Raw genomic sequence first — 14,592 nt, 5'->3', positions numbered from 1 at the left:
GGTGATGTGCTGAGCGGCCTCATGCTGACTGCCTTCCTCATGGGACTGGGGGGGCTGCCACATTGCGCCGTCATGTGTGGTGCACCCTGTGCCGCGGCGTTTCCGAGAGGGGTGCCCTGGCTGGCCCTTGTCGGCCGGGCGCTGGGTTACGCCGTGCTCGGCGGCGTGGCTGCTGCTTCCGCCGGCGTCATGGCATCCTGGGGGCGCGAGTTCGCCGCACTGCGCCCCTTCTGGTTGATGGCGCAGCTTGGTGCCGTTCTGTTCGGACTCTGGCTGCTGTGGCAGGCCCGCGTTCCAGCCTGGTTGGACGCTGCGGGCGTGGGCCTCTACCATGCCTTCAAGTCGCGGTTTGGCGCCAGCGCCGGACGCCCGGGGCGGCTTGCGCATGCTGGGCTCGTTGTGGTGGCGGGGATGGGGTGGGCTCTGCTGCCGTGCGGTCTCCTGTATGGGGCGCTGATGGTTGCCGTTCTGGCACCGGATGCCGTTGGCGGCAGCCTGGTGATGCTGTCGTTTGCGGTGGCCAGCAGTGCCGGGGTCTGGTTCGCGCCCGCGGTGCTGGGGTGGCTGCGACGCCGTGTCGGGCGCCGCGGACAGGGCGCCTCGACGCGGCCGGCAGCGGTGGGCACGGGCCCTCAAGATGCCGTGCCCGTCCTGTGGCTCACGAGGGCAGGGACGGCCGAGTCTGGCGGTTCCCAGGGGGCGCTGCAACGCGACAACAGCGATTCGTTGATCGACCCTCGCTGGGCGCTGCGCCTGTCTGGCGGAATGCTGGCCATCATGGCAGGCTGGGGCTTGTCCCACCATCTGGTCGCTCAGTGGCGGGCTTGGTGCGCCTGAGACAGGCCATTGCATCACGTGGCGCGCGAGCCGTCCATCTGGTCAGTCCTATATAAGATTTGACGCGTTGGTGACGTAGAATCATTCCGCTTTGCCGTCATCCATGGCAATGTTTTTCTCGGAAACGCCAAACGCGGAGACCACGACATGTACCAGCACATCAAGGTGCCCGAAGGTGGGCAGAAGATCACGGTCAACCCGGACTTCTCGCTCAATGTTCCTAACAACCCGATCATTCCTTACATCGAGGGTGATGGCACCGGCTTCGACATCACGCCCGTGATGATCAAGGTGGTGGACGCCGCGGTCGAGAAGGCTTACGGTGGTCAGCGCAAGATCCACTGGATGGAGATCTACGCCGGCGAAAAGTCGACCCGCGTGTATGGCCCGGACGTGTGGCTGCCTGAAGAAACCCTCCAGGTGCTGAAGGACTATGTGGTCTCGATCAAGGGCCCGTTGACGACGCCCGTGGGCGGCGGCATCCGCTCGCTGAACGTGGCGCTGCGCCAGGAACTGGACCTCTATGTCTGTCTGCGCCCGGTGCGCTACTTCAAGGGCGTGCCGTCGCCCGTGAAGGAGCCCGAAAAGACCGACATGGTGATCTTCCGCGAGAACTCGGAAGACATCTACGCCGGCATCGAGTTCGAAGCCGAGAGCGACAAGGCCAAGAAGCTGATCGCTTTCCTGCAGACCGAGTTCGGCGTCAAGAAGATCCGCTTCCCCGAAACCTCGGGCATCGGCATCAAGCCCGTCTCTCGTGAAGGCACTGAGCGTCTGGTCCGCAAGGCCATCCAGTACGCCATCGACAACGACAAGCCGAGCGTCACGATCGTGCACAAGGGCAACATCATGAAGTACACCGAAGGTGGCTTCCGTGATTGGGCCTACGCACTGGCTCAGAAGGAGTTCGGCGCCGAACTGATCGACGGCGGCCCGTGGTGCAAGTTCAAGAACCCGAAGACGGGCAAGGACATCGTCGTCAAGGACGCCATCGCCGACGCATTCCTGCAGCAGATTCTGCTGCGTCCGGCCGAGTACAGCGTGATTGCCACGCTCAACCTGAACGGTGACTACGTGTCCGACGCGCTGGCTGCGCAGGTCGGTGGCATCGGCATCGCCCCGGGCGCCAACCTGTCGGATTCGATCGCCATGTTCGAAGCCACCCATGGCACTGCGCCCAAGTACGCCGGCAAGGACTATGTGAACCCCGGTTCCGAAATCCTCTCGGCTGAAATGATGTTGCGCCACATGGGCTGGTTCGAAGCAGCCGATCTGATCATCAGCGCCATGGACAAGGCCATCCAGAGCAAGAAGGTCACCTATGACTTTGCTCGCCTGATGGAAGGTGCCACCCAGGTGTCGTGCTCGGGCTTTGGCCAAGTCATGATCGACCAGATGTGATCGGTGTCTCTGGCGCGCTGGCCGCGCCAGAGATAGCAAAGAAAAAAGCCCGCAGTCGCGGGCTTTTTTCATGGGCGGCACGCCGTGTGCCGACGGGAAAGGGCTCAGTGCGGCAGGCTCCTGCCCGCGGACGGCCGCTCGCGGAAATGCAGGTCGCTCAGGGCATCCGCCGCGAGTTCGCCTGCGTCGACGCCATCCATGGGCTGGATGTTCTGCGCCATCATCCCCTTGGGCCCGGCGACAAGGTCGTACCTGACCTTGGAGCCCTGCTTCAGGGTACGGAAGCCGTCCATCTGGATGGACGAAAAGTGGGCGAACACGTCGCCGCCGCCTTGATCGGGCTCGATGAAACCAAAACCTTTGGCGTCATTGAACCATTTGACAGTGCCTGTGGCCATACTGTCCCTCCTGTGAATTTGTGCTCATTTTCTGGGGGTGTTGTTGCCGCTGTCAAGCTTGTCCGCGTGGGGCTGCGGGCGCGTCGACACGGAGTGTTTCCCAGGTGGTGCGAGGGTAACCGGCTGCAACAGGGATGCCCGGAAATCCCCCTCCAACGGGGGCATCCGCGCGATATCCGGGTACGGTGAGGTGTTTCCTTCGCGCGTCAAGCAGGACCGCCCCGCAATCGGTACGCTGGATCCCGTAAAAAGCCATGCAGCTTGCTCGAATATCGTGCCCTTGAACAAGGCTCGGGCACCCCAAGATGACATGGCATGAGGGCGGGGGCTCCCGTAGAATCTTTTTCATGACCAATCCGTTACACCCGCTCCTGATGGCGCAGCCGGAGGGGCCCGCAGAGGACGGGCAGGGTGCGGCTGTGGCCGAGAAAGAAGAACTCGCGCTGGAGCCGCCCCGGCTGTATCAGGTCGTCATGCTGAATGACGATTTCACGCCGATGGAGTTCGTTGTCCTGGTTTTGCAGGAGTACTTCCGGCACGATATCGAGACGGCGACCCAGATCATGCTCAAAATCCACCACGAGGGACGTGGTGTGTGCGGCGTCTACACCAAGGATGTCGCGGCCACAAAGGTCGAACTCGTTCTTGCCGCCGCCCGCCAAGCCGGGCATCCCTTGCAGTGCATCCTGGAGACCGCATGATTGCGCAAGAGTTGGAAGTGAGTCTGCACATGGCCTTCGTCGAGGCCCGTCAGCAGCGCCACGAGTTCATCACCGTGGAGCACCTGCTGCTCGCCTTGATCGACAACCCCTCTGCTTCCGAGGTGTTGAAAGCCTGCGCCGCCAATCTGGATGAGCTGCGCAAGAACCTGGACCAGTTCGTCCGGGACAACACGCCGACCGTGGGGGGGACCGACGAGGTCGACACCCAGCCGACGCTCGGCTTTCAGCGTGTCATCCAGCGCGCGATCATGCACGTGCAGTCGTCAGGCAGCGGCAAGAAGGAGGTCACGGGCGCCAACGTCCTGGTGGCCATCTTCGGCGAGAAGGACAGCCATGCTGTGTACTACCTGCACCAGCAAGGCGTGACGCGCCTGGACGTGGTGAACTTCATCGCCCATGGCATTCGCAAGGCGGACCCCCCCGAGGCGGCGAAGTCCGCTGGCTCGGAGCCGTCGCAGACCGATGCCGAGAAGGACGAGTCGGAAGGCAAGGCGTCTCCGCTGGAGCAGTACACGCAGAACCTGAACCAGCTTGCACGCGAGGGCAAGATCGATCCGCTGATCGGTCGTGACTCCGAGGTCGAGCGGGTGATCCAGGTGCTGTGCCGTCGCCGCAAGAACAACCCGCTGCTTGTGGGCGAAGCCGGCGTAGGCAAGACCGCGATCGCCGAAGGCCTCGCCTGGCGGATCACTCAGAACGACGTGCCTGAGGTGCTGGCCGATGCCGAGGTCTATGCGCTCGATATGGGCGCTTTGCTCGCAGGTACCAAGTACCGCGGGGACTTCGAGCAGCGTCTGAAGGCTGTGATCAAGCAGCTGAAGGAGCAGGCCGGGGCCATCCTCTTCATCGATGAGATCCACACGCTCATCGGTGCGGGCGCTGCGTCCGGCGGCACACTCGACGCCAGCAACCTCTTGAAGCCGGCGTTGAGCTCCGGCCAGCTGAAGTGCATCGGTGCCACCACATTCACCGAGTTCCGCGGCATCTTCGAGAAGGACGCGGCCTTGTCGCGTCGCTTCCAGAAGGTCGAAGTGGTGGAGCCGTCCGTCGAGCAGACGATCGAGATCCTCAAGGGCCTCAAGTCCCGCTTCGAGGAGCACCACAGCGTGAAGTACGCCCTGGGTGCACTGCAGGCTGCGGCCGAGCTGTCGGCGAAGTTCATCAATGACCGCCATCTGCCCGACAAGGCCATCGACGTGATCGACGAAGCGGGTGCGGCTCAGCGCGTTCTGCCCAAGAGCAAGCAGAAGAAGACGATCACCCGGGCGGAAGTCGAGGAGATCGTCGCGAAGATTGCCCGCATTCCGAGCACCAGCGTGTCGAACGACGACCGCTCGAAGCTCAAGACGCTTGACCGCGATCTCAAGAGCGTGGTGTTCGGTCAGGATGCGGCGATCGATGCGTTGTCCGCGGCGATCAAGATGGCCCGTTCGGGCCTGGGCAAGCCAGACAAGCCCATTGGCGCTTTTCTGTTCAGCGGCCCAACCGGCGTCGGCAAGACCGAAGTCGCCAAGCAGCTGGCTTACATCCTGGGCATCGAGCTCATGCGCTTCGACATGTCGGAGTACATGGAGCGCCATGCCGTGAGCCGTCTGATCGGTGCGCCTCCGGGCTACGTGGGCTTCGACCAGGGCGGTCTGCTGACCGAGGCAGTGTCGAAGAAGCCGCATGCGGTGCTGCTGCTTGACGAGATCGAGAAGGCGCACCCGGACGTCTTCAACATCCTGCTGCAGGTGATGGATCACGGCACGCTGACGGACAACAACGGCCGCAAGGCCGACTTCCGCAACGTGCTGATCATCATGACGACGAATGCCGGCGCGGAAACGCTGCAGAAGTCCACCATCGGCTTCACCACGCAGCGTGAGATGGGCGATGAAATGGGCGACATCAAGCGCATGTTCACGCCGGAGTTCCGCAACCGGCTGGACGCGATCGTCGGGTTCAAGCCGCTGGACGAGGAGGTCATCCTGAGGGTGGTCGACAAGTTCCTGCTGCAACTCGAAGGTCAGCTTGCCGAGAAGAAGGTCGAGGTCACGTTTACCGATGCGCTGCGCCGTCACCTGGCCAAGCGCGGCTTCGACCCGCTGATGGGCGCGCGCCCGATGCAGCGCCTGATTCAGGACACGATTCGCCGTGCGCTGGCAGACGAGTTGCTGTTCGGTAGCCTGGTCGACGGCGGACGTTTGACGGTGGACGTCGTCGACAATGACAAGGGTGAGCCGGAGGTGAAGCTGGACATCCAGCCGAACAAGAAGAGCGACAAGACCAAGCCGGAGGCCGCGACTGCCGAATGAGCGCGGTGAGACGCTGACCAGCTCGACGCGGCCCTCCGGGCCGCGTTGTCCTTGTGGAGGCCAGGCTCCCGGGGGCGGCCCTCTGCTGGTCGCTCAGGCGTCGACCGGATGTCGGCTGAAACCGGCCGAGGTCAGCCGCAGCACCTCGGCCCGCGGATGACCGTGGTCGAGGTCCCAGTCGCTCAGGACGTGGCGCCGACGGTGCGTGCTGCCTTGGTGACCGCCGAAGGGCATGCTCGTGGGGCGGTGGGTGTGGCCGTGTATCAGGGTGTGGGCCGCAGCCGCCTGTAGCCAGGTTTCGGCTGCAGTTTCATCGACATCGGCCCACTCCGCCGGCCCTTGCTGCTGCTGGTGTGCCTGGCTGGCCTCTCTCATGCGGCGCGCCTGCGCCAGCCTTGCCTCAAGGGGGGCCGCCAGGAAAGCACGCTGCCATTCGGGCTGACGGACCTGAGCCCTGAACCGGAGGTAGGCCGTGTCGGCGAGGCAAAGGCTGTCGCCATGGATCAGCAGGTGACGTTGTCCGAAGGCCTCGAGCACGGTCGGATCGCTCAGCCGGTGGGCGCAGCATGCCTGCAACATGGTATCGCCCAGAAGGAAGTCGCGGTTGCCGACCATGATGCCGAGGTGACGCTGCTCACCGCACGCGCGGAGAATCTCGACGCAGCCGGCTTCGAAGGGCTCGCTGCGCATGTCGTCTCCAACCCACGCCTCAAAGAGGTCGCCCAAGATGAGCACAGCATCCGCAGGGGTGGCAGCGAGGTACCGGGCGAGTGCATCCCGCGTTCTGGGCAAGCCCTCGTGAAGATGAAGATCGGACACAAAATCAATGCACCGCCACGAGGGCGGTGCATTGAGGGTGTCCGGGGTGGGGAAGGGGGGAGCCCCCCTTTCATCCTGTGTCACGTCAGACTTCGACAGCCTTGGTGATCACGACGTCTTCGAGCGGCACGTCGTCGTGGAAGCCCTTGCGGCCGGTGCGCACTTTTTCGATGGCATCGACGACTTCGGTCCCCGCCACAACCTTACCAAACACGGCGTAGCCCCAGCCCTGAACGGACTCGGCCTTGAAGTTCAGGAAGTCGTTGTTGGCGGCGTTGATGAAGAACTGGGCGCTGGCTGAGTGCGGGGCGCTCGTGCGCGCCATCGCGATGGTGTACTTGTCGTTCTTCAGGCCGTTGTTGGCCTCGTTCTGGATTTCACCGCGCGTGGCCTTCTGCTTCAGGCCCGGCTCGAAGCCGCCACCCTGAATCATGAAGCCCTTGATGACACGGTGGAACACGGTGCCATCGTAGTGGCCAGCGTTCACATACTCGAGGAAGTTGGCCACGGTGATGGGGGCCTTGGCCTCATCGAGTTCCAGGCGGATCACGCCAGCAGTGGTCTGAAGTTCAACGGTCTTGGTCATGGTTGTTTCTCGATGACGGCTTGTTTGATGGTCACGGGTTCGGCAGGCACGTCGGCGTACATGCCGATCTGGGTGGTGCGCACCTTGCGGATGCGGTCGACCACGTCCATGCCTTGCGTCACCTTGCCGAAGACGGCATAGCCGTAACCGTCCGGCGAGCGTGCTGCGTCAAGAAAGGCATTGTCCTTCACATTGATGAAGAACTGAGCGGTGGCTGAGTGCGGATCACGCGTGCGGGCCATGGCGACCGTGCCGCGCTGGTTGCTCAGGCCGTTCTGGCTTTCCAGTTGAATGGGCGCGCGGGTGGGTTTTTCCTTCATGTCGGGCGTCATGCCGCCCCCCTGAATCATGAACCCGTCGATCACGCGGTGAAAGACCGTCCCGTTGTAGTGGCCTGCTTTCACATATTGCACGAAGTTCTCCACCGTGCGAGGGGCCTTCGCTGGGTCAAGTTGCAGCACGATGTCACCCTGGGAGGTGACAAGGCGCACGGTCTGGGCCTGAGCCACCACGGTGCACATGGCAATGGCGCCGGCCACCATCATGCGGGCCAAGCCTTGCAAAGGGGGGTGCATCATCCGATCACTCCTTCGAAGAAGATTTTCCAGAGACCGCCTTCCTTGCCCCAATACTGGCGCTTGACGGCACCGCTGCGCTGCCCTTCGGTGATTTCACCGAAGGTGACGACCAGGATGTCGCTTTTGTCGCGCCAGCCGAGTATGGCAAGGTCCTTGAGTTGCAGGCTGCGCCCGCGTTGCTGAACCACTTCCCTCTCCAGGGTCTGGCGCCACTGCGTGATGTCGCGGTTGCCTGCGCTGAACTGACTGGAGTAGAACGACATCAGACGATTCAGATCGCCGCTGGCGCGGGCGACTCGCCAGCCTTCGATGAGATTGTGAAGCGACCGACGCTCGGTTTCGCGCTGGTCGTGCTTGATCCACTGAAGCTGCTGTGCAATGACCACAGGCGTCGTGCGCGGTTGCACCCGTTGCAGGATGCTCTGCAACTCGGGGTTGGCCAGTGCGACACAGCCGTCGGTGCTGTTCGGGCTGCGAGCATAGCTGTCGCTCGGAACGCCATGCAGCCAGATGCCGCTGCCGGTTCGTCCCAGGCGACGGTCGTACTCGTTGGGGTAGTTCAGCGGCAGCGCGCCCGCGCCGTAGAAGTCGGTCAGCTGGCTCGCATCAAGGCGGCTGGTGATGTAGTAGACGCCGAGGGGCGTGCGCTGATCCCCTTCGGCGCTCTTGTCCGTACCCAGTCGCCCGACCGACGCGTAATGGTCGGCCACGAGGGTCAGCCCCTTGGGGCCGTTCTCGAAGAGGTACAGCCTGGATCGGCTCGCGTCGACGGCGATCGCATGACGGGTGCTGGAGGGCACCTCGATGAACTGAGCGGGCAAGGCGTCGGTGGGGGGGCGCTCCGTCAGGGCTGCGAGTCGACGGTGCGCCTCCGTGCGCAGTTGTTCGAGCCTTTGCGGCGCGCGCGCCACCATGTCTGCCGGGACGTGGCCCATGGATGGCAGCACCTGGTTGCGCGCCAGCAGCAGGTCGCCATAGACCAGTTGGGCCAGCTGGAAGTGCGGGACGTCTTGCACCAGGGCCTGCGCCTTGTCGAGCGCGAGCTTGCTCTGTCCCTGTCCGATCAGGCGGTAGATCTCGAGCAGGCGGGCTTCTGCTGGTGCAGCCTGGCGTGCCAGCGGGGGCGGAGGGGCGCTCGTGCGCTCGGCTGTCGGCGCGCGAGAGGCCGGGCGCGAGGGTGCGGGCGCCTCCCGCGTGCTCGCCGTCTGCCGTGTGGCGAGCGCGTCAGAGCTCAGCCCTGCATGCAGCAGGGCTGATCCGATGAACGCCAGGGCAACCTTCCGTGCCCGCTCAGGCCAGCGCAGCCGCCTTGCCGATGCGGACATCGACATTCGGCTCATCTCAACCTTGATCACGAACCGGTGCTTTCCTTCACGATGACCCAGCTGTTGCCGCGCTGGACGAGATCCAGGCGCTTGTTGCTGCTCACGTTGAGGCTGTCTGCCTTGTACTCCTGGCGGAAGCGGGCCACGGCCTTGTTGCCGTCAACGTCCACGCGCAGGTTGGTGATGCGGACCGAAATGTTGCGTTTGCCGTTGATCCGATCGCGGCGCTCTTCTTCCCAGGCCTTACGGCTCTTGCCGCCGTCGAAATCACGGGCATACGCAGCGAAGTAATCCTTGAGGTCCTTGCGGCTCCAGGCGTCTGCCCAGCCACGAACGGCGGATTCGACGTCCTTGGCCCGGTTGTCAGGCTTCGGTTCGGTGGGTGTCGGCTTGGGTGCCGGTTCAGGCTTCGCCGCAGGAGCCGGTGTCGGCTTGGCTGCGGGGGGCGTCGCCGACGGCGTGGCTGCCGGAGGCGGCGTGACCGGAGCCGGTGCCGCAGACGGCTTGGGCGCGGGCGCAACGGGGGCGGGTGCCGGCGTAGGGGCGGGGGCTTGGGCTGCGCTGGCGACGATGCTGTTGCGCTCCTTGGGGAACAGGTCGCGAATCATCGCGAGCTTGGGCGCCACGGCCGAGCGGGTGTCGATCTGCAGGGCCTTCGAGTAGGCCTGGCTCGCCAGCTTGGCGTACACGTCGCCGAGGTTTTCGTAGGCCGTGGCGTAGCTGGGGTTGGTGCGGATCGCCATTTCGAGGGCCGTCCGCGCCTTGTCATACTGACCTTGCTGCGCATAGAGAACGGCCAGGTTGTTGAATGGCTCGGGCAGTTCGGGGAAGTCTTCGGTCAGCTTGGTGAAGGCCGTGATGGCCTCTGCAGTACGCCCCGCCTGGGACAGGCTGATGCCGCGCAGGAAGCGCATCATGGGATCACGGGGCTTGCTGGCCAGGAACTGATCGGCCTTCTGCAGTGCTTCTGCGTTCTTGCCTGCGGACAGCAGCTTCTGGACGTCTGCGACATCGTCTGCGCGCACGCTCAGCGCCGAGACGGACAGGGACGCGACAAGCAGGAACTTCGCTGCCAGGGAGGTCAGGCGAAGACCGACGTGAGGCACTGCAACTTGCATGAGATCGTGTACCGGTTGAAAGGGGGTAGGACGGCAGACGTGCGGTGACGGGCGTCACCGGGCAGGACGTTAACCGTTCGAGGATAGCAGGCGGAGGCGGTCGCCACACTCGACGGTCTCCCTGATGTGCGGGCCTCCCGCTATACTCTGGCGATTGTATCCGAGCGGTGGTGAGCGCCTTGCTGGCGTGCACAGGGCGGCGACGTGTCTGTCGCCAAAGCGTCCGGCTTGTGCCTTTCGCCGAGGTTCCCACGCGTACCTGCGCGCCGCCGCCCCCGTATTCCTCATTCATGAGTCTGCGCTTATTCAACAGCCTGTCGCGTCAGGTCGAGCCGTTTGTTCCGTTGACGCCAGGTCAAGTCCGCATGTACGTGTGCGGTATGACGATCTACGACCTCTGCCATGTCGGGCATGCCCGCATGATGATGGCCTTCGATGTGGTGCAGCGTTGGCTCCGCGCCAGCGGCTTGCAGGTCACCTATGTGCGCAACATCACGGACATCGACGACAAGATCATCCGTCGAGCGGTCGAGCGGGGCATCACCATCCGCCAGCTGACCGAAGAGATGGCGCAGGCCATGCACGAGGACATCGCCGCACTGGGCATCGAGCCGCCGACGCACGAGCCCCGCGCGACAGAGTACGTCCCTCAGATGTTGAGCCTGATCGGCCGGCTGGAGGCCCGGGGCCTGGCCTACCGCGCCAGCAACGGTGACGTGAACTATGCCGTGCGCAAGTTCGATGGGTACGGCAAGCTGTCGGGCAAGTCGCTGGACCAATTGCGTGCGGGTGAGCGCGTGGCAGTCGACGACGGCAAGCAGGACCCTCTGGACTTCGTCTTGTGGAAGTCTGCCAAGGCGGAGGAGCCCGCCGATGCGAAGTACCCGTCACCCTTCGGAGAGGGACGCCCGGGTTGGCACATCGAGTGCTCGGCCATGAGCTGCGCCCTGCTGGGCGAGCAGTTCGACATTCATGGTGGCGGGCTGGATTTGCAGTTCCCGCACCATGAGAACGAGATCGCGCAGAGCGAGGGGGCGACGGGCAAGCGGTTCGTCAATTACTGGCTGCACAACGGTTTCGTCAATGTCGACAACGAGAAGATGTCCAAGAGCCTGGGCAACTTCTTCACCATTCGCGACGTGCTGAAGAAGTACGACGGCGAGACGATCCGGTTCTTCATGCTGCGGACGCACTACCGCAGCCCGTTCAACTACAGCGACGCGGGGTTGGATGACGCCCGCAGTGGCCTGCGACGCCTGTACACGGCGCTGGATGCCGTGTCGGATGTGCCGGACGCACCCGTGGACTGGTCTGCTCCGGCTTCGGTCCGCTTCAAGGCGGCCATGGACGAGGATTTCAACACGCCGGTGGCGCTGGCTGTGCTCTTCGAGCTGGCCGCCGAGTTGAACCGCGGTGGTTCGCTGGAGGTGGCGCAACAATTGAAGGCGCTGGGTGCCGTGTTGGGCCTGCTCCAGCAGCCACCCAAGGCCTACCTGCAAGGTGGTGCCGGAGCAGCCGGTCTGGATGCCGCCGCGATCGAGGCTTTGATCGCTCAACGCGCTGATGCAAAGAAGGCGCGCGACTTTGCCGGTGCCGACCGCATCCGCGATGAGCTCGCGGCGCAAGGTGTGGTGTTGAAGGACGGGCCGCAAGGGACCACGTGGGTGAAAGCCTGATGCCGAACGCCCCTTTGTCTACAGCAGGTGCGGCACAGGCCAGCACCACCCTCGTGACGCCCACCTACTGGGACGATGCCTGCAAGCACCTGGTCAAGCGCGACCGCGTGATGCGCAAGCTGGTGGCCGAGCACGGCCATGCGCGGCTGTACACCCGTGGCGACGCGTTCACCACGCTGGCCCGGTCCATCGTCGGCCAGCAGGTGTCGGTGAAGTCGGCGCAGGCCGTCTGGAACCGGCTGCTTGCGCTGTTCCAGGTCGAGTCCGAGGATTCGCGCGGCCCGCTCGATGTGCAGGCGCTGCTTCGCGTCGAAGCCGGCACGCTGCGTGAAATCGGCCTGTCTGCGCGCAAGGTGGACTACCTGCTCGACCTGGCAGGCCACTTCGACAACGGCCAGGTGCATGTGCACGACTGGCAGAAGATGGACGACGAGGCCATCATCGAGGAACTCACCGACATCCGCGGCATCGGCCGCTGGACGGCGGAGATGTTCCTGATCTTTCACCTGCTGCGCCCGAACGTGCTGCCGCTGGACGACGTCGGCCTCATCAAGGGCATCAGCCAGAACTATTTCAGCGGTGAGCCCGTCTCGCGTGCCGAGGCCCGCGATGTGGCCGAGGCCTGGGCACCGTACCGAACCGTGGGCACCTGGTATCTGTGGCGCAGTCTTGATCCGCTGCCTGCCGATCACTGAGCGGCGCCCGCACGAGAGAAGAAGGATTCGCCATGAGCAAAAGACACTTTCTGGAGTTCGAGCAACCGATCGCTGAACTCGAGTCCAAGATCGAAGAGCTGCGTTACGTGCAGAGCGAGTCGGCTGTCGACATCTCGGAAGAGATCGATCGCCTCAGCAAGAAGAGCCAGTTGCTGACCAAGGACATCTACGCCAACCTGACGCCCTGGCAGGTCACGCAGATCGCCCGCCATCCGCAGCGACCCTACACGCTGGACTATGTGAACGAGCTGTTCACCGACTTCCAGGAAATGCACGGGGACCGCCACTTCGCCGACGACCTCTCCATCGTCGGTGGCCTGGCCCGCTTCAATGGCCAGGCTTGCATGGTCGTGGGCCATCAGAAGGGCCGTGACACCAAAGAGCGTGCAGCCCGCAACTTCGGCATGTCGCGCCCCGAGGGCTATCGCAAGGCGCTGCGCCTGATGCAGACGGCCGAGAAGTTCGGCCTGCCGGTGTTCACCTTCGTCGACACCCCGGGTGCCTACCCCGGCATCGGTGCCGAAGAGCGCAACCAGTCGGAAGCCATCGGCCGCAACATCTTCGAGATGGCCAAGCTGGAGGTGCCCATCATCACCACCATCATCGGTGAGGGTGGTTCGGGCGGCGCGCTGGCCATCAGCGTGGCCGATCAGGTCCTGATGATGCAGTACTCGGTGTACTCGGTGATCTCGCCGGAAGGCTGTGCGTCCATCCTCTGGAAGACGGCCGAGAAGGCGCCGGATGCCGCCGAGGCACTCGGCATCACCGCACACCGCCTGAAGGCCCTGGGTCTGGTCGACAAGATCATCAGCGAGCCGGTGGGTGGCGCACACCGCGACCACAAGCAGGCCGCGGCCAACCTCAAGCGCGGCCTGAACGACGCGCTGCGTCAGGTGAGTGACCTCAAGGTCAAGGACCTGCTGCAATCGCGCTACGAGCGTCTGCAGAGCTACGGCCGCTTCACCGACACCAAGGAGCGTTGAGCACCGAGGCCGATCACGCCGCGGCCGTCGTGGCCGTGGCGTGCAGCGGGGGGCGAGACTCCATCGCGCTGCTTCATGCGACCGCCAGCGCCGCACGGGACGTGCCGGGTCTGGCGGTCGTTGCGCTTCATGTCCACCACGGGCTCAGCCTGCAGGCCGACGCCTGGCAGGCCCATGTGGACGATTGCTGCCGGCGCTGGGCCGATGCCGGCTTGCCCGTGCGTACCCTGACGCGCCGCGTGGTGTGCGTGGACGACGGGGGCGGCATCGAGGCCGCCGCGCGGCGTGCGCGTTACGCGGCGCTGGCGGACATGGCCCGTGAGGTCGGGGCCACCCTGGTTCTGTTGGCCCACCATCGACGGGATCAGGCCGAAACAGTGCTGCTTCAGGCGCTGCGCGGCGGCAGCGCGGCCGGGTTGGCGGCAATGCCCCGAGAGGCCTGGCGTGACGGGCTGTGCTGGGTTCGCCCCTGGCTGGATCAGCCCCGACGTGCCATCGAGGCCTACGTGGCACACCATCGCCTGGTTCACGTGGACGACGACAGCAATGACAGCCGCGTTCATGCGCGCAACCGCCTGCGGCTGGATGTGTGGCCAGCGTTGCAGGGGGCCTTTCCGGAGGCGGAGGCGAACCTCGCAGCCAGTGCGAGGCGGGTGGCGGATGCCCAGGCGGTGGCCCAGATGTTCGCGCTGACGCAGTTGAAGGCGCTGGCGCAGGGGCCCCGGCAACTCGATGCGGTCGCATGGTCTGCCTTGCCTGCCCCCTTGCGACGCATGGTTCTGCTGGCCTGGTGGCGGGCGGCCGGTGTGTCGCCTGAGGGCTCTTGGGTGACGCGCCTGTCCGACGAGGTCCCGCTTCTGGTCGCGCGGCAGCGCGCGGGCCGATGGCCTGGCGCCGGCGTCACGCTGTACCGCGGTGTGCTGACCCTGGGTGAGCCTTGTGAGACGGGATTGGAGCCCGGTGAGGCTCAATGTGGTCGGCCCCTGCGTCCGGAGACGATCGAGGCGGGGTGGGGGGCTCAGGGCGGGGTGACCCTGGGCGATGTGTCCATGCCGGCGTCTGGTGTTCTGCGGCTGGCAGGATGGGGCGGCGCGTTGAAAGCCTGCCGGGTGCCGGAGCGAGGTGTTCCCTGGTCG

Annotated in this window: 14 protein-coding genes; 8 read left to right on the top strand and 6 right to left on the bottom strand. The window is 64.7% G+C overall.

Features of this window, described 5'->3' with window-relative positions:
* The first annotated feature begins 21 nt into the window (after window positions 1–21).
* Both QZ709_RS04355 and icd read left to right on the top strand, forming a co-directional pair.
* Window positions 22–837, top strand: coding sequence for a sulfite exporter TauE/SafE family protein (locus QZ709_RS04355; protein ID WP_294636103.1), 816 nt, complete (start codon window positions 22–24; stop codon window positions 835–837).
* A 147-nt stretch (window positions 838–984) separates the two neighbouring features.
* Window positions 985–2,238: an NADP-dependent isocitrate dehydrogenase gene (icd, locus tag QZ709_RS04350; RefSeq protein ID WP_294636102.1), complete on the top strand. Its 1,254-nt coding sequence runs from the start codon at window positions 985–987 to the stop codon at window positions 2,236–2,238.
* Between the two features lie 104 nt (window positions 2,239–2,342).
* On the opposite strand, the gene QZ709_RS04345 is transcribed toward icd, so the two are convergent.
* Window positions 2,343–2,636: a cold-shock protein gene (locus QZ709_RS04345; protein ID WP_294636101.1), complete on the bottom strand. Its 294-nt coding sequence runs from the start codon at window positions 2,634–2,636 to the stop codon at window positions 2,343–2,345.
* 347 nt (window positions 2,637–2,983) lie between these two features.
* On the opposite strand from QZ709_RS04345, the gene clpS reads away from it, so the two are divergent.
* Window positions 2,984–3,337, top strand: coding sequence for an ATP-dependent Clp protease adapter ClpS (clpS, locus tag QZ709_RS04340; RefSeq protein ID WP_294636100.1), 354 nt, complete (start codon window positions 2,984–2,986; stop codon window positions 3,335–3,337).
* Window positions 3,334–5,655, top strand: coding sequence for an ATP-dependent Clp protease ATP-binding subunit ClpA (clpA, locus tag QZ709_RS04335; protein ID WP_294636099.1), 2,322 nt, complete (start codon window positions 3,334–3,336; stop codon window positions 5,653–5,655). The genes clpS and clpA overlap by 4 nt, the downstream gene beginning before the upstream one ends.
* 93 nt (window positions 5,656–5,748) lie before the next feature.
* Here the strand turns inward: clpA and QZ709_RS04330 are convergent, their stop codons facing one another.
* From QZ709_RS04330 to QZ709_RS04310, 5 genes are all read right to left on the bottom strand, one after another.
* Window positions 5,749–6,474 (bottom strand): UDP-2,3-diacylglucosamine diphosphatase, encoded by a 726-nt coding sequence (locus tag QZ709_RS04330; protein WP_366937140.1) that lies wholly within the window; start codon window positions 6,472–6,474, stop codon window positions 5,749–5,751.
* A gap of 85 nt (window positions 6,475–6,559) precedes the next feature.
* A complete protein-coding gene (locus QZ709_RS04325) occupies window positions 6,560–7,060 on the bottom strand; it encodes a peptidylprolyl isomerase (protein ID WP_294636097.1) in 501 nt (166 codons plus the stop codon).
* On the bottom strand, window positions 7,057–7,605 hold the full coding sequence (locus QZ709_RS04320) for a peptidylprolyl isomerase (protein WP_294636124.1): 549 nt from the start codon (window positions 7,603–7,605) through the stop codon (window positions 7,057–7,059). Before QZ709_RS04320 ends, QZ709_RS04325 begins: the two co-directional genes overlap by 4 nt.
* 29 nt (window positions 7,606–7,634) lie before the next feature.
* Complete coding sequence (locus tag QZ709_RS04315; protein WP_294636096.1) at window positions 7,635–8,969, bottom strand: L,D-transpeptidase family protein; 1,335 nt, start codon at window positions 8,967–8,969, stop codon at window positions 7,635–7,637.
* 20 nt (window positions 8,970–8,989) lie between these two features.
* Window positions 8,990–10,081 carry a tetratricopeptide repeat protein gene (locus QZ709_RS04310; RefSeq protein WP_294636095.1) on the bottom strand — a complete coding sequence of 364 codons (1,092 nt, stop codon included), beginning with the start codon at window positions 10,079–10,081 and terminating at the stop codon, window positions 8,990–8,992.
* Between the two features lie 290 nt (window positions 10,082–10,371).
* Here QZ709_RS04310 and cysS point away from each other — a divergent pair, with 290 nt between their 5' ends.
* The 4 genes from cysS to tilS all read left to right on the top strand — a co-directional run.
* Complete coding sequence (gene cysS / locus QZ709_RS04305) at window positions 10,372–11,757, top strand: cysteine--tRNA ligase (protein WP_294636094.1); 1,386 nt, start codon at window positions 10,372–10,374, stop codon at window positions 11,755–11,757.
* Entirely contained in the window at window positions 11,757–12,452 is a 696-nt protein-coding gene (locus QZ709_RS04300) for a DNA-3-methyladenine glycosylase (RefSeq protein WP_294636093.1), read from the top strand. Before cysS ends, QZ709_RS04300 begins: the two co-directional genes overlap by 1 nt.
* A gap of 32 nt (window positions 12,453–12,484) precedes the next feature.
* Window positions 12,485–13,456, top strand: coding sequence for an acetyl-CoA carboxylase carboxyltransferase subunit alpha (locus QZ709_RS04295; protein WP_294636092.1), 972 nt, complete (start codon window positions 12,485–12,487; stop codon window positions 13,454–13,456).
* Window positions 13,453–14,592: tRNA lysidine(34) synthetase TilS (gene tilS, locus QZ709_RS04290; protein WP_294636091.1), on the top strand; the 1,140-nt coding region annotated here is incomplete at its 3' end. The genes QZ709_RS04295 and tilS, both read left to right, overlap by 4 nt.

Source organism: uncultured Aquabacterium sp., from assembly GCF_913773725.1.
Taxonomy (GTDB): Bacteria; Pseudomonadota; Gammaproteobacteria; order Burkholderiales; family Burkholderiaceae_C; genus Aquabacterium.
The sequence above is the reverse complement of the archived record's forward strand: the minus strand, read 5'-3'. Positions and strand labels throughout refer to the sequence as shown.

Bases quoted from the DNA above. Each gene is read 5' to 3' on its own strand.
- QZ709_RS04355 (WP_294636103.1), top strand. From the start codon at position 22: ATGCTGACTGCCTTCCTCATGGGACTGGGGGGGCTGCCACATTGCGCC.
- icd (WP_294636102.1), top strand. From the start codon at position 985: ATGTACCAGCACATCAAGGTGCCCGAAGGTGGGCAGAAGATCACGGTC.
- QZ709_RS04345 (WP_294636101.1), bottom strand. From the start codon at position 2,636: ATGGCCACAGGCACTGTCAAATGGTTCAATGACGCCAAAGGTTTTGGT.
- clpS (WP_294636100.1), top strand. From the start codon at position 2,984: ATGACCAATCCGTTACACCCGCTCCTGATGGCGCAGCCGGAGGGGCCC.
- clpA (WP_294636099.1), top strand. From the start codon at position 3,334: ATGATTGCGCAAGAGTTGGAAGTGAGTCTGCACATGGCCTTCGTCGAG.
- QZ709_RS04325 (WP_294636097.1), bottom strand. From the start codon at position 7,060: ATGACCAAGACCGTTGAACTTCAGACCACTGCTGGCGTGATCCGCCTG.
- QZ709_RS04320 (WP_294636124.1), bottom strand. From the start codon at position 7,605: ATGATGGTGGCCGGCGCCATTGCCATGTGCACCGTGGTGGCTCAGGCC.
- QZ709_RS04315 (WP_294636096.1), bottom strand. From the start codon at position 8,969: ATGTCGATGTCCGCATCGGCAAGGCGGCTGCGCTGGCCTGAGCGGGCA.
- QZ709_RS04310 (WP_294636095.1), bottom strand. From the start codon at position 10,081: ATGCAAGTTGCAGTGCCTCACGTCGGTCTTCGCCTGACCTCCCTGGCA.
- cysS (WP_294636094.1), top strand. From the start codon at position 10,372: ATGAGTCTGCGCTTATTCAACAGCCTGTCGCGTCAGGTCGAGCCGTTT.
- QZ709_RS04300 (WP_294636093.1), top strand. From the start codon at position 11,757: ATGCCGAACGCCCCTTTGTCTACAGCAGGTGCGGCACAGGCCAGCACC.
- QZ709_RS04295 (WP_294636092.1), top strand. From the start codon at position 12,485: ATGAGCAAAAGACACTTTCTGGAGTTCGAGCAACCGATCGCTGAACTC.